13 protein-coding genes are annotated in these 13,985 nt (G+C 60.2%); 6 read left to right on the top strand and 7 right to left on the bottom strand.

Annotation, left to right across the window (positions count from 1 at the left end; translation table 11 throughout):
- Positions 1-28: 28 nt before the first annotated feature.
- Both NA619_RS15520 and NA619_RS15515 read right to left on the bottom strand, forming a co-directional pair.
- The gene (locus NA619_RS15520) at positions 29-2,143 is read right to left on the bottom strand and encodes a TonB-dependent receptor domain-containing protein (protein ID WP_255962742.1); all 2,115 of its coding nucleotides are present in this window, start codon (positions 2,141-2,143) and stop codon (positions 29-31) included.
- Positions 2,144-2,355: 212 nt separating this feature from the next.
- Positions 2,356-3,054, bottom strand: coding sequence for an SIMPL domain-containing protein (locus NA619_RS15515; RefSeq protein WP_255962741.1), 699 nt, complete (start codon positions 3,052-3,054; stop codon positions 2,356-2,358).
- A 148-nt stretch (positions 3,055-3,202) separates the two neighbouring features.
- Here NA619_RS15515 and NA619_RS15510 point away from each other — a divergent pair, with 148 nt between their 5' ends.
- From NA619_RS15510 to NA619_RS15485, 6 genes are all read left to right on the top strand, one after another.
- Positions 3,203-4,459: an ATP-binding protein gene (locus NA619_RS15510; protein WP_255962740.1), complete on the top strand. Its 1,257-nt coding sequence runs from the start codon at positions 3,203-3,205 to the stop codon at positions 4,457-4,459.
- Positions 4,460-4,491: 32 nt separating this feature from the next.
- Positions 4,492-5,052, top strand: a complete 561-nt coding sequence (locus tag NA619_RS15505) for a response regulator transcription factor (protein WP_255962739.1) — start codon at positions 4,492-4,494, stop codon at positions 5,050-5,052.
- A gap of 98 nt (positions 5,053-5,150) precedes the next feature.
- A complete protein-coding gene (locus tag NA619_RS15500; RefSeq protein ID WP_255962738.1) occupies positions 5,151-6,092 on the top strand; it encodes an AEC family transporter in 942 nt (313 codons plus the stop codon).
- Between the two features lie 230 nt (positions 6,093-6,322).
- Entirely contained in the window at positions 6,323-7,303 is a 981-nt protein-coding gene (locus NA619_RS15495) for a M23 family metallopeptidase (protein ID WP_255962737.1), read from the top strand.
- Positions 7,296-7,640, top strand: a complete 345-nt coding sequence (locus NA619_RS15490) for a hypothetical protein (RefSeq protein ID WP_255962736.1) — start codon at positions 7,296-7,298, stop codon at positions 7,638-7,640. The genes NA619_RS15495 and NA619_RS15490 overlap by 8 nt, the downstream gene beginning before the upstream one ends.
- A gap of 17 nt (positions 7,641-7,657) precedes the next feature.
- Complete coding sequence (locus NA619_RS15485) at positions 7,658-8,083, top strand: bactofilin family protein (RefSeq protein ID WP_255962735.1); 426 nt, start codon at positions 7,658-7,660, stop codon at positions 8,081-8,083.
- A gap of 78 nt (positions 8,084-8,161) precedes the next feature.
- Here the strand turns inward: NA619_RS15485 and NA619_RS15480 are convergent, their stop codons facing one another.
- The 5 genes from NA619_RS15480 to gatA form a co-directional block, all read right to left on the bottom strand.
- Positions 8,162-9,250: a calcium/sodium antiporter gene (locus NA619_RS15480; protein WP_255962734.1), complete on the bottom strand. Its 1,089-nt coding sequence runs from the start codon at positions 9,248-9,250 to the stop codon at positions 8,162-8,164.
- A gap of 37 nt (positions 9,251-9,287) precedes the next feature.
- Positions 9,288-10,370: a calcium/sodium antiporter gene (locus NA619_RS15475; protein ID WP_255962733.1), complete on the bottom strand. Its 1,083-nt coding sequence runs from the start codon at positions 10,368-10,370 to the stop codon at positions 9,288-9,290.
- A 28-nt stretch (positions 10,371-10,398) separates the two neighbouring features.
- Entirely contained in the window at positions 10,399-10,779 is a 381-nt protein-coding gene (locus NA619_RS15470; RefSeq protein ID WP_255962732.1) for a septal ring lytic transglycosylase RlpA family protein, read from the bottom strand.
- Positions 10,780-11,065: 286 nt separating this feature from the next.
- A complete protein-coding gene (gatB, locus tag NA619_RS15465) occupies positions 11,066-12,511 on the bottom strand; it encodes an Asp-tRNA(Asn)/Glu-tRNA(Gln) amidotransferase subunit GatB (RefSeq protein ID WP_255962731.1) in 1,446 nt (481 codons plus the stop codon).
- A gap of 11 nt (positions 12,512-12,522) precedes the next feature.
- Complete coding sequence (gene gatA, locus NA619_RS15460) at positions 12,523-13,974, bottom strand: Asp-tRNA(Asn)/Glu-tRNA(Gln) amidotransferase subunit GatA (RefSeq protein WP_255962730.1); 1,452 nt, start codon at positions 13,972-13,974, stop codon at positions 12,523-12,525.
- Positions 13,975-13,985 lie beyond the last annotated feature (11 nt).

The raw sequence follows: 13,985 nt of genomic DNA, 5'->3' as shown, positions 1-13,985 counted from the left end.
GCCGGTGCCGCACGCTGCAGCGGGGTTATCAGAAGTTGTAGGTTGCAGAAAGCCACAGTCGACGGCGTTCCTGGCTGTTGTTGTACGCGTTGTCATAGGCAAGCTCAGACTGGCCTCGGACGACATTCGTATAGGGCTCGTAGTCGAGGAAATCCTTATCGAACAGGTTGTATATCGTTGCGTTGAGAGAAAGCGCCTCGGTCGCCTGATAGCTGCCTCCGAGGTGGAAAAGGCTATACGCCTTGTAATCACCGAAGGCCTCTTCGGCATAGTTGATGCTGTTGGTAGTGTTGCGCGCGCGCTCGCTTCTGTATTCCCCGCGTAGCCAGGCGCTCACGCGGTCCGTGGCTTGCCAGTTGAGTGAGGCGTTGACCAAGTGTTCAGGGGTGTCGCTGAGTGGCCGCCCCTTGTTGGCGCCGCTCTTCTGTTCACTGTCGGTGTAGGTGTAGTTGGCGCTCAGTGACCAGCGCGGTGCCAGTTGCATGCGACTGGCCAGCTCGACGCCCTGGGTCACTGCTTCGTCGACATTGATGCTTCTGTTGAACGTAGGCGCAACGTTATCCCAGCCAGGGCCGATATCGACGCAGCCGGCACTGGCTGTTACCTGACAATTGTCCACTGTCGTCGAGGAAATCTTGTCCTCGAATTTGTTGTGGAACAGCGTGGCGTTGGCACTGAAACCCTCAAGGCTATCGAAATAAACACCGAACTCGCTGCTGGTGCTGGTTTCCGGTTGCAGGTCGGGGTTACCAATCAACGGCAGTGTTCCCTGGCGGCCGAATCCATTGATGCCATCGGCCAGCTGTTCGAGGCGTGGCGCTTTGAAACCCTGACTCATGCCGCCTTTCATCGTCCAGTTATCACTGGTGTTCCAGACGACGTAAGCGCGCGGGCTGAGCTGGCTACCGAACTGATCGTGATCGTCGCGTCGTACGCCAAGGGTCAGCGCCAGATCGTCACGCAGACGCCATTCGTCTTCGATGAACAGGGCCGTCATGCGGTGCTTGAAGGTGTCGTCGATAACACCATCGACCATCTCTGCATCCCACCATTGGCCGCCAACGGTTACTGCATGGTTGCCAAGGTGCGTGATGAATTTGGTGTCGAAGATGGTGTTCTCCGTCTCCAGCGTTCGATCACGTAGCGGCTCGCCGGCAGGTACCGGGATGATGCGGCCAATGGTTTCAGTGGTATTGCGAGTCAGGCTTGATTCCAGCGTGCCGAATGCAAAACGGCCGGTATGCGCGACGTAGTACTGCTCGCGTTCATAACGTTGTTCGTCGGAGTAGCCCTGATTGCCAAGGGTGCCCAGCTGACCTTCGCTGTTGTCATACCGCTGCTTGCCGACTTCGTAATCGAGGCTCACATCGTGATCGGCGTTGGGGGTGAACGTCAGGCGCCCGCCAGCATTGTAGATATCGGATTCGACCGGGTTGCGGCCCATCCAGGGCGTAACTTCGTTGTTGTCGACGTCCGAGTAGCGGATGTTCGACTCGTCGCGCTCGATGTAATTACCGCGCAGCGTGAGCCCCAGCCGATCCTCCACCAGTGGCCCGCTGAGGTAGAGATTGGTCCCGTGGCCATCACCGTACTCGTCATGTTGCTGGAAAGTGCTCTCGACCGACGCAGAGCCGTGCCATTGCTTGCCGACTTTACGCGTGATGATGTTGATCACACCGCCCATGGCATCAGAGCCGTAGAGCGTCGACATGGGGCCGCGGATGACTTCGATGCGTTCTATTGAAGCTACCGGCGGCATGAAACTGGTGGACGTCTCGCCAAAGCCGTTCGGCGTGACGCTGCCTGCGGCGTTCTGCCGACGGCCATCGATGAGAATCAGGGTGTAGTCGCTGGGCATGCCGCGAATGCTGATGTTCATGCCGCCGGTTTTGCCAACGGTTCCGCCGACGTCGACGCCTTCCACATCCTGAAGGGCGTCGGCAAGGCTGGTGACACGCTTGCGCTGAAGCTCTTCGCGACCGATCACGCTGATACTGGCGGGAGCTTCGGTGATCTTCTGCTCGAAGCCGGACGCACTGACGACTACATCGCCCAGGTCGACGGAATCAGTGTTGGCCATCAGCGGGGCGCTAATGGCAATAAGAGCGCCTGCCAATGCAGTGCGATTGAAGGGTATGCGCATGCGTGTCTCCATGACATCAATAGTCGGGTCGACGCGCATGATAGTGATTCGCAGTAGAGAATCTTTCGTATCTTGTTGCGAGATGTATCAGGACGGCTTCCCGCCTCGCTTAAGCGTGGCGGGAAGGCGCATTAACGATGTTTCGAGATGATGCGGAAAGCCGTTGGGCAGAGCAGAAGATTTGGTCCGTCTTGAGCGGCCCGGCAGATATATCAGGGCATCTGTACTTCGATAACGCCCTCGGCATTGATGCTGATTTGCCTGGTGCCGGCCTCGACGTCTGGTGTCGGCATGGCATCCATGCTGCTCTTCATGGCGAAGTTGCGCATTTCGGGCTGATAGCCGCCGCCGCTGCTTCCAAGGTTTAGGTTGACGATTCGGTAGTCGGAGCCTCCAAGCGCCTCGGTGGCCAACTGCGCACGGGCACGGAAAGCAGCGACGGCATCTTTGAGCAGGCTGTCTTCGTTCTGCTTTCGGATGCCGTCGGAGACGCTGAAATGCATGCTGCCCATCTTCAGGTCCTGCATCAGTTCGCCCGTCAGCTTGGACAGCACTGCAAAGTCACCACTTTCCAGTCGCAACTCGGCACGCTCGCGCCAGGCGGTGATCTGCTGGCCCTTTTCTTCGTAGACCGGGTAGCTGCTGCGGCTACCCTGGCTGACCACTACACCCTTAGCCTGGCGGGCGCGCTGCAGTGCCTTGTTCATGGCTTCGGTCGTTTGTGCGGCCAGCTGCGCCGGGTCCTGATGCTGGGCTTCGCTATACAGCGTGACGTGCATGCGGTCATGAGCCACTTCGCTGGTGGCCTCGGCGCGCAGGGAAATCTGGTTGTAGCGCGGCTCGTCGGCGACAGCGGGAAGGCAGGCCACGCAGGCCAGCAGCGCAATGCTGCGGGGGATGGAAACGAACATGAAAGCTCCTGAGTCGATTGCACCAGCGGTGCGGCGAGCAGACTTTATCCTTTTGATTGTTACTGCGCAGTTTTTCGTGCGTCGCGTTGACGCAGATCGGCTGTGCTTCAGGCGGCTTGGTTATACTCGCGGCACCTTTGGAGACCCCATGCACGCATCCGTTCACCTGCTGTCGGCCAGCCGTCAGAACCTCCGTCTGCTTACCCTGATTCGCATCCTCGTGCTGGCAGCACAGGCCGGTGCGGTCGGGCTCGCCTACGCGACGCAGATGTTCGGCCTGCCGTGGTTTCATCTGGCAGTTACCCTCGGGATCTCGGCGCTGATCTGTATGGGTACGGCGTTACGCCTGCGCGGCCCATGGCCGGTGACAGAGCTCGAATATGCTGTGCATCTGGCGACCGATCTGCTGATCCATAGCGCATTGTTGTATTACTCGGGCGGCTCGACCAACCCCTTCGTGTCCTATTACCTGGTGCCGCTCACCATTGCGGCGGCAACGCTGCCTTGGCTGTATTCAGTGGTGCTTTCGGGCCTCGCGCTGGTGGGCTACACCTTGATGCTGGTGTGGTACGACCCAGTCATCGCACCGCCAGTGGATCGAACCACGCTGCTGGTCTACGGAATGTGGCTGAGCTTTGCGCTGGCCGCTGCGCTGATTACCTTTTTCGTGGCACGCATGGCTGAACAGCTTCGGCGTCAGGAACAGCTTCAGGCACAGCGCCGTGAAGAAAGCATGCGGGATCAGCAGTTATTGGCGGTGGCGACTCAGGCCGCGGGTGCAGCTCATGAGCTGGGCACGCCGCTGGCGACCATGAGTGTGCTGCTCAAGGAATTGCGCCAGGACCACAAGGAGTCGCCGCAGCTCGGTGAAGACCTGGCGTTGCTGCAGTCCCAGGTTCAGTTGTGCAAGGACAGCCTTCGGCAACTGGTTCGCGCAGCTGAAGCAGATCGTCGGCAGGCCATCGTCGAGCAGACCGCCCGCGAATGGGTCGAGTCCGTGCTGCAGCGCTGGCATCTGATGCATCCTGAGGCCACCTATCGCTTCCAATGCCTTGGCAAAGGCTCCCCGCCGCGCTTGATGCCGCCCGCGGATCTCGGTCAGTCACTGCTCAATCTGCTCAATAACGCCACCGATGCCAGCCCGGACAATCTCGATATTCGCCTGGACTGGGATGCGCAATGGATCAAGCTGACCATTCGGGACCACGGCGCCGGCGTGCCATTGGCTATCGCCGAGCAGATCGGCAGACCCTTCATCACGACCAAGGGCAAGGGTTTCGGCCTTGGTCTTTTCCTGAGCCAGGCGAGCGTCACGCGCGCCGGTGGTACTGTGAAACTTTACAATCACGAAGATGGTGGCACCCTGACTGAATTACGCTTGCCACATGGCTCTGTGCGGGCCTGACCCGACGTGATCAATACGCGAGGAATGCAAACATGACCGAAGAGCTGCAGCACGACGGCGAAGAACAGCCCCATCTGCTGCTGGTGGACGACGACCCGACCTTTACCCGCGTCATGGCCCGCGCCATGAGTCGCCGCGGCCTGCATGTCAGCATTGCTGGCTCAGCTGAAGAAGGCCTGGAAATGGCAAAGCAGGATCTGCCGGATTACGCGGTCCTGGACTTGAAGATGGAAGGCGATTCCGGTCTGGTGCTGCTGCCCAAGCTGCTTGAGCTGGACCCGGAAATGAAGGTCCTGATTCTCACCGGTTATTCGAGCATCGCGACTGCCGTCGAGGCCATCAAGCGCGGTGCCTGCAACTATCTCTGCAAGCCGGCCGATGCCGATGACGTGCTGGCAGCACTGCTTTCCAAGCACGCCGATCTGGACACCCTGGTCCCCGAAAACCCGATGTCGGTAGATCGCCTGCAGTGGGAACACATCCAGCGGGTACTCACCGAGCACGATGGCAACATCTCTGCTACGGCGCGCGCGCTGGGCATGCACCGACGGACTTTGCAGCGCAAACTGCAAAAGCGCCCCGTCAGGCGGTAACTCTCCGTCGAGCTGGAAGCGGGCGGATACCGGGCCGCTTCCAGCTTTTGACGTATCTGCAGCTAACCTAGGACGGCTTCTTCGTCCCGAGTTTGTCCATGTTGTCCGTCGCCATCCAGACCCTGGGCATTACGGCCCCAGTCTTCGTCATGCTGTTCATCGGTGTGGCGCTCAAACGCCTGGGCTGGATCGATGCAGCGTTCATACAGACTGCCTCGACGCTGGTCTTCAAGGCCACGATGCCGACACTGTTGTTTCTGTCCATCATCAATGCCGACCTCGACGCAGCACTGCAGCCGGCCTTGCTGACCTATTACGTCATCGCCACCGTTGCGATGTTCTTCCTGGCGTGGGCATGGGCTCTGTGGCGCTGCCCAGTCGCGGACCGTGGCGTGTATGTCCAAGGCGCGTTCCGGGGCAACAACGGCATCGTCGGTCTGGCGTTGGCAACCAGCCTCTACGGGGATTACGGGCTATCGCTCGGCGGCGTACTGGCTGGCATCGTGATCCTGGTCTACAACAGCCTGTCGGCGCTGATTCTGGCCATCTACAACCCGAATGGGCGCGTTAGTGCCGGCGCGATTCTGCTCAGCATTCTGCGAAATCCCCTCGTCATCGGCGTTACCAGCGCCGTTCCCTTTGCCTATTGGCAGGTCCCGCTGCCGGACTGGTTGCTGACTTCGGGGCGCTACTTCGCGCAGATGACCTTACCGCTGGCACTGATCTGCATCGGCGGCACGCTGACCCTGTCCGTTTTGCGCGAGAGCAGCCGCACGGCAATGAGTTCGAGCATGATGAAAATGCTCTGGCTGCCCGCATTGGCGACGGTGGGCGCCGGGCTACTGGGTTTCCGGGGCGCGGACCTGGGCATCCTGTTTCTTTACTTCGCAAGTCCCACAGCCTCGGCGAGCTACGTCATGGCGCGAGCAGTCAATGCCAACCATCAGCTGGCGGCGGTCATTATCGTGATCACCACATTGATGGCTGCGCTGAGCGTGAATATCGGACTCTTCCTGCTTGGTTGGGTCGGCTGGATCTAGACCAGGCATCCGCTTCGTTTCGAGCAAGGTCGTTGCCGATTGATTGCCGACTGCGGACGTGCTCATGGCAAGCGTGCTGTGATCTGCTTTGTTTTTCCGATCAATGGCAGCATCGTCAGGTCCGTAATCGGTCATCAGACCTCAGAAAAGAATAACGTTTTCCTTCATCTTCCCCGCGACATTCCAAGGCCCACCTCACGGGCCGGCACCTTGTTTTGGGGATTCGCATCATGTCGCTATTCACACCGACGAGCCGGTCGCTGACCCGCGACGCTGACCGCGTCGTCAGTTTGCGTCGCAGGTTTGGCCCTGGTCTGGCGCTGCTGCTACTTTTGAATGTCGGGACCTTTGCAGGTGGCGTCTGGTTTGGACGAGACCAGGACGTTGCCCCTCAAGCTGTCATTCATGAAGCGCCCGCCGCTGACGTCGAGGGTAGTTTCGCCATCGCCCGTGTCGGCAAGGTGGTGGGCCGGCTCAAGTCGCTGGAGTCCGATGTGCTGGCGCTGCAGCAGATGATGGGCGAGCAGCGCGCCCTGAATGCCCAGCTTTCTGCACTCGATCCCACGCTTCTTCCATTGCTGGCGCCAGAGCGTCCGGCTCGAGGCGGCGAAGGGCAGGGCGGCGTGCTGTTGCCGCCACAGACTTGCTCTGGCGCTTTGTCGGTGGAGGCAGGCAGCGTATCGCTGGCTGACCTGGAACACACCGAAACGTCAGCCCGCTGCATACGCGAAGTACTCGACCACATGATGCAGCGTGTCGCTGAACGTAACGCCGCGCTCATGGCGATTCCCTCTCGCAGACCGGTTGATCAGGCGCGTCTGGGTTCGCCATTCGGTAACCGCATCGACCCTTTCCGCAAGCAGCCAGCCTTTCACTCAGGCGTGGACTTCGCGCTGCGATCCGGCGCGGATGTTCGTGCCGCTGCTGGCGGACGGGTACGCTTCGCCGGATATCGCGGTGCCTACGGCAAGCTGGTAGAGGTCGACCACGGGAACGGCTTGGTGACTCGCTACGCCCACCTGTCAAAAATCCTGGTACGCAAGGGCGAAGTAATAACGCCGGAGCAGAGTGTCGGTGCCGTCGGTTCCACTGGGCGATCGACCGGCCCTCACCTTCACTTCGAAGTGCTGCACAAGGGCCGGTTCGTCGACCCGCAGCGCTTCCTTGCCCTCGGCGACCTGGAACGGGCTGTTGGCCAGGCCGATGACTAGAGCAATCGACACTCGAGAATTACTGCGTGCAGAGCACCGGCTCGTGGCTGAACGCGCACCACGGCGGTGGCTGTGGCTGTTGCTCACGATGCTGTGCGTTTTGGCGGGTCTGCTTTATCTGCGCTGGGAAGATGGCACCGATCATGGCCGCCAGATCGCAGAGTTGATGAATCGAAATCAAGTGCTACAGGTGGCGCTCAGCCAGAGCCGACTGCAAGAACAGGAAGCCGAAGCCACGCAGGAGCAGCTGCTCAGCCGGATTACTAGATTGTCCGCCCAGATCGAGCGCCTGCAGACCGACCTGGCCTTCTTACAGCAGCAGAAGAAGTCTCGTTAATTCCATTGGAGGTACAGATGTTCAACAAGAAAAAGCCGGTGTCGCAGATCACCGTCGATCAATTCTCAAGCCTGATATCGAGCAACTTGTCCCTCAGCGGCGACGTTGAGTTCGAGGACGGGCTGAAGGTAAACGGTACGGTAAAGGGCAACGTCCAGCACAAGGCCGGTACGCGCAGTTTGTTGGCGCTGAGTGCTGAGGGGCGGATCGAGGGCAGCGTTAGCAGTCACGATGCCCTGATCGACGGCACCATCGTCGGCGACCTGATGGTCGAAAATCTACTGGAGCTGCATTCCAATGCACGCGTACGCGGCAATATCCGCTATCGCCATTTGAGCATGGAGAACGGTGCCGTCGTGGAAGGTACGCTCAGCCGCATGAGCGATGAAGAACAGACCGCGCAAGTCTTGGAGCTGCCGCGATCTCAGGTGCGTGAGGGCTGACGCCCGCGCCGTGTCGTTGCTGCCTGACTAGACCCATCAGGAGGTTGAGTCACGTCACTGTCGCGGGCGCTCGTCACTTCAGTGCTGCTTTTTCCAGGAGCGGGTGGCCACGACCAGCAGGGTCACCGCAGTAAGCGGAACAACATAGCCAATCATCGCATCGCCGAAAGTTTCGGCGAACGGTCGCCCGGCGCTAACCATGACCAGGTAGCCGGTATAGGCCGCGTAGTAGGCCAGGAACAGCAGTCCCTCCCAGCGGTTGATCGCATAGCCGGTAAAGAAGATCGGCAGGCAAGCCACGGCGACTGCGATCATGACCGGGAAGTCGAAAGCCAGGGCGCTGGCCGCTACGCTGATAGCTGCCGGCGACACCAAGGATGCGAGCCCCAGCACGCAGAGCAGGTTGAAGATATTACTACCGACGATGTTGCCCACGGCGATGTCGCGCTCACCTCGGATGGCGGCGAGTATTGATGTGGCCAGCTCCGGCAGCGACGTCCCTATGGCGATTACCGTCAAGCCGATCACCAGCTCCGACAGGCCCAGTGCCCGCGCCAACGAAACGGCGCCTTCGACGAGAAAATTGGAACCGGTAACAAGCAGCACCAGACCCACGACAACCAGCGCGGCATTGATCAGGGTCGCATAGGGTTTTGGCGTTTCGTCGAGGCCGAATTCCTTGGCGAATTCGTCATCTGCCGCGGCGGCTGCACTGGCGCGCCGACTGCTGATGATCAGAAACAGCGTGTAGCCGACCACGGCCGAGAACAGCAGCGCTCCATCCAGACGGCTAAGCGAACCGTCCCACGCCAACGCGTAGGTGACCAGGCTTGCTCCGATCATGATCGGCACATCGAGACGAATCAGCTGACGGGAAACGATCAGCGGCGCGATCAGCGAAGTCATCCCGAGAATCAGCAGCACATTGGCAATGTTGCTGCCCAGCACGTTGCCGATGGCAATATCTCCGCTGCCATTGAGAGCGGCTTGCACGCTCACGGCTGTCTCCGGCGCGCTGGTTCCGAACGCAACTACGGTCAGGCCAATGATCAGTGGGGGGATGCCGAACTGAGCCGCCAGTTTGGCCGCGCCCCGCACCAGTACTTCAGCGCCTGCAACCAGCAGGACCAGGCCAGCAATCAGATATACAAAAGTCATCGCGGACACGATGGGAACGCTCCAATTAGGACGAAAACGAAACAGCTCAGCGCTGATGCTTCAAAGCGCGCAGGAAGATCACCAAAAGCGTCACGGCGGTCAAGGGCAATACGTACCAAGTCATTGCGTGGCGCAGCAGTTCGATCGCCGGTAATCCTGTGGAGAACATCACCAGGTAGAGGGTATAGGCGATGTAATAGCTGAAGAACATCAAGCCTTCCCAGCGATTGATCCGGTATCCCGAAAAGAAGATTGGCAAACAGGCGGCGAAGACCGCGAGCATGACCGGGAGATCGAACGCCAGCGCATTGGGTGAAATGGACAGGCCATCAGCCGAAATCGCAGCGCCGGCCCCGAGCACCAACAGCAGATTGAAAATGCAGCTGCCGACGATGTTGCCCACTGCGATGTCGCGCTCGCCGCGATACACCGCCATCAAGGATGTCGCGAGTTCCGGCATGGACGTCCCGACAGCAATCACGGTCAGTCCGATGACCAGCTCGGATAAACCAAGCGCACGTGCCAGCGCCACGGCTCCCTCGATCAAGAAGTTTGAGCCGACGATCAACAATCCCAGGCCGAGCAGTACCAAGAACAATTGGAAGACCCAGCCAAAAGGTTTGGCGGTTTCATCGGCACCGTATTCGTCGACGAACTCATCCTGCTGACGGCTCTTTTCTCGCTTGCTGACGATTACCAGAAAGGCGGTGTACGCAAGCAAAAGCGCTAAGAGGATGAAGCCGTCGAGCCGGCTGACTTGGCCGTTCCACGCCAGGCCGAAGGTCAGCAAACCGGCGCCGATCATGACCGGTACGTCGAGACGGACCAGTTGTCGCGAAACCACCAGCGGCGCGACGAGCGCGGAGAGACCCAGGATGAGGAGGATATTGGCGATGTTGCTGCCGATCACGTTGCCGACGGCGATATCCCCGCTGCCATTGAGCGAGGCCTGGATGCTCACCGCTGTTTCCGGCGCGCTGGTACCAAAGGCAACCACGGTCAGGCCGATGATCAGCGGCGAGATACCAAAACGTGCCGCCAGCCTGGAAGCGCCGCGCACTAATGCTTCCGCACCCGCGACCAGCAATACCAGCCCACCGACCAGATAGGCCAATGTGATCAAACTCATTGAAGCTCCTCAGCAATGGTCAGGATGGTCAGTCAAGCGCCTCGATCTTGACAGGGGCGATGCCATCCTCGAGCAGGTCGATTCGGTTAGCTGCGACCCGAGAAAGATCGATGATGCGCCCTGGTTTGAAGGGCCCTCGATCGTTGATCCGAACAGTGACCTTCTTGCCGTTTTCCAGATTCGTAACCTGCACGCGGGTGTCGAACGGCAACGTTTTGTGCGCCGCTACCAGCTCGTTCTGATTGAAGGTTTCGCCACTAGCTGTCTGCTCGCCGTGGAAGCTGCGTGCGTAGTAGGACGCCTTGCCCTTCTGGGTAAGGGTGCTTTCGTTGGCATCCGCTTCCGGTGATTCGCCGCAACCGGCAGCGAGAGCGAGCAGGATCGGGACGGTCAGCATTCTGGTTTGCATGAGCAATCCTTCCTGAGCGGATCAGGCAGCAGTAACTGTTTTTCCTCATCTGGATTGGAGCGCCAGGGCGCGTGGCCGTTCACTTGCCCCGATCAGGTGTGATCAGGCTTTGATTAGTACGGCCGCTTTGACGGTCAGTGAGAAGCTGCGCACTTGGGCGTGCCGGCGGAAGACTACCGGCTGAACGCGCGCAATCACAGCGACTAATTGCTGCGTTCAGCCAGCTTTTGCCTATCTGGCCTTCGAGTACTAATGCTCGAATGGCCGGTCCTAGACCCGTTGGGTTCTACCCTTCAAGCTTGCTCTTCAGCAGCTGGTTCACCTGGCCTGGATTCGCCTTGCCCTTGGAGGCCTTCATCGCCTGACCGACGAAGAACCCGAACATCTTGCCGCGCTTGGCTTCATCGCTGGCGCGGTACTGTTCGACCTGCTCGGCGTTCGCAGCAAGCACCTCGTCCAGCATCTTCTCGATGGCGCCCGAATCGGTGACCTGCTTGAGGCCCTTCTTCTCAATAATCTCGTCCGCCGAACCTTCGCCAGCAGCCATCGCCTCGAAGACCATCTTGGCGATCTTGCCGCTGATGGTGTTGTCCTTGATGCGCTGAATCATGCCGCCTAGCTGCTCGGCCGAAACCGGCGACTGCTCGATCTCGAGATTGTCCTTGTTGAGCAGGCTGGACAGCTCGCCCATGACCCAGTTGGCGGCCAGCTTGGCGTCGCCGCAGACCCGCTGTACCGCTTCGAAGAAGTCGGCTTGCTCACGACTGGCTGCCAGCACGTCGGCATCGTAGGCGGACAGGCCGAACTCCCGTTCGAAACGCGCACGCTTCTCGACCGGCAGCTCCGGCAGGCTGGCGCGGATTTCATCGAGCAAACTCTGTTCGATCACCACCGGCAGCAAGTCGGGGCAGGGGAAGTAGCGGTAGTCGTTGGCTTCCTCCTTGCTGCGCATCGAGCGCGTTTCGTCTTTATTCGGGTCGTACAGGCGAGTTTCCTGGACGATTTTTCCGCCGTCTTCGATCAGCTCGATCTGCCGCTGCACTTCGTGATTGATCGCTTTCTCGATAAAGCGGAAAGAGTTGACGTTCTTGATCTCTGCGCGGGTGCCGAACTCGGCCTGCCCCTTCGGCCGAACCGAGACGTTGCAATCGCAACGCAGCGAACCTTCAGCCATGTTGCCGTCACAGATGCCGAGATAGCGCACAAGCGCGTGGATGGCCTTGACGTAGGCAACCGCTTCCTTGGCAGAGCGAATGTCCGGCTCGGAGACGATCTCCAGCAGCGGCGTACCGGCGCGGTTTAGGTCGATACCGCTCATGCCCTGAAAGTCTTCGTGCAGGCTCTTGCCGGCGTCTTCTTCGAGGTGCGCACGGGTGATGCCGATACGCTTCTGCGAGCCATCTTCAAGGGTGATGTCGAGGAAGCCCTTACCGACGATGGGGTGGTCCATCTGGCTGGTCTGGTAGCCCTTGGGTAGGTCCGGGTAGAAATAGTTCTTGCGCGCGAAGACGTTCTTCTCGGCGATCTCGGCATCGATCGCCAGGCCGAACTTGCATGCCATGCGCACGGCTTCGGCGTTGAGCACCGGCAGGGTGCCCGGCATGCCGAGGTCAACGAGGTTGGCTTGAGTGTTGGGCTCGGCACCAAAGGTGGTGGCGCTGCCGGAGAAGATCTTCGACTGGGTCGCGAGCTGTGCGTGAATTTCCAGCCCGATCACGGTTTCCCATTGCATATATGTCGTCCTCAGAATCCGCTCGGTGCTTGTTTGTGCCATTCAGTGACCTGCTGGTACTGATGGGCGACGTTGAGCAGACGGCCTTCTTGGAAGTACGGCGCCAGCAACTGCACGCCAACCGGCAAGCCATCGATGAAGCCGGCTGGCATGGAGATGCCTGGGATGCCGGCCAGGTTGGCGGTGATGGTGTAGATGTCTTCGAGGTAAGCCGAGACCGGATCGTTGTTCTTTTCGCCAAGCTTCCAGGCGAGGTTCGGCGTGGTCGGGCCGAGGATGACGTCGACTTCGTCGAAGGCGCTGACGAAGTCGTTCTTGATCAGTCGGCGGATCTTCTGCGCCTTCAGGTAGTAAGCGTCGTAGTAGCCAGCAGACAGTGCGTAGGTGCCAACCATGATGCGGCGGCGGACTTCGTCACCGAAGCCCTCGGCGCGCGAACGCTTGTAGAGATCGGTCAGGTCGGCAGGGTCGTCGCAGCGATAGCCGAAACGCACGCCGTCGAAGCGTGACAGGTTGGAGCTGGCCTCAGCGGGCGCGATCACGTAGTAAGAAGGGATCGCGTGCTGCATGTTCGGCAGGCTGATTTCTTTGACCGAGGCGCCGAGCTTTTTCAATTCTTCGACTGAGGCCATCACGGCGTCGGCGATCTTTGCGTCCAGCCCGTTGCCGAAATATTCCTTCGGCAGGCCGATGCGCAGACCCGTGAGCGGCTTGTTCAGTGCCGCGAGGTAGTCGTCCAGTGGCTGATCGACACTGGTGGAGTCCTTCGGGTCGAAGCCGGCCATGGCGCCAAGCATCAGCGCGCAGTCTTCGGCCGTGCGGGCCAGCGGACCACCCTGATCGAGGCTTGAGGCGTAGGCGATCATGCCCCAGCGCGAAACGCGTCCATAGGTTGGTTTGAGGCCGGTGAGGTTGGTCAGCGCTGCAGGTTGGCGGATCGAGCCGCCGGTGTCGCTGCCGGTAGCTGCGGGCAGCAGGCGCGCTGCAATGGCGGCTGCCGAACCGCCGGACGATCCACCTGGCACACGGGTCGTATCCCAGGGGTTCTTGACCGCACCGTAATGACTGGATTCGTTGGCCGAGCCCATGGCGAACTCGTCCATATTGAGCTTGCCCAGCGATACGGCGCCGGCGGCTGCCAGGCGCTCAACCACGGTGGCGTCGTAGGGGGCCTTGAAATTGTCGAGCATCTTCGAACCGCAGCTTGTGCGGACGCCTTGGGTGCAGAACAGGTCCTTGTGACCGATCGGCGCGCCGAGCAGCGCGCCGCTCTCGCCCTTGGCACGGCGTGCGTCTGCAGTCTGGGCCTGGGCGATAGCCTGATCCCGCGTGACCGTGACGAAGCTGTTCAGTTGGGGGTCGAGCGTATCGATTCGCTGCAGCAGCGAGCGGGTCAGCTCTTCGGCCGAGAATTGCTTGTCAGCCAGGGCGCGGGCGATCTCGGCGAGTGTCAATTCGTGCATGTCGAGGTCCT

The sequence above is a fragment of the Stutzerimonas stutzeri genome, from assembly GCF_024448895.1.
GTDB lineage: Bacteria > Pseudomonadota > Gammaproteobacteria > Pseudomonadales > Pseudomonadaceae > Stutzerimonas > Stutzerimonas stutzeri_Q.
Note: the sequence above shows the minus strand (reverse complement) of the source record. Positions and strands in the feature narration are given on the sequence as shown.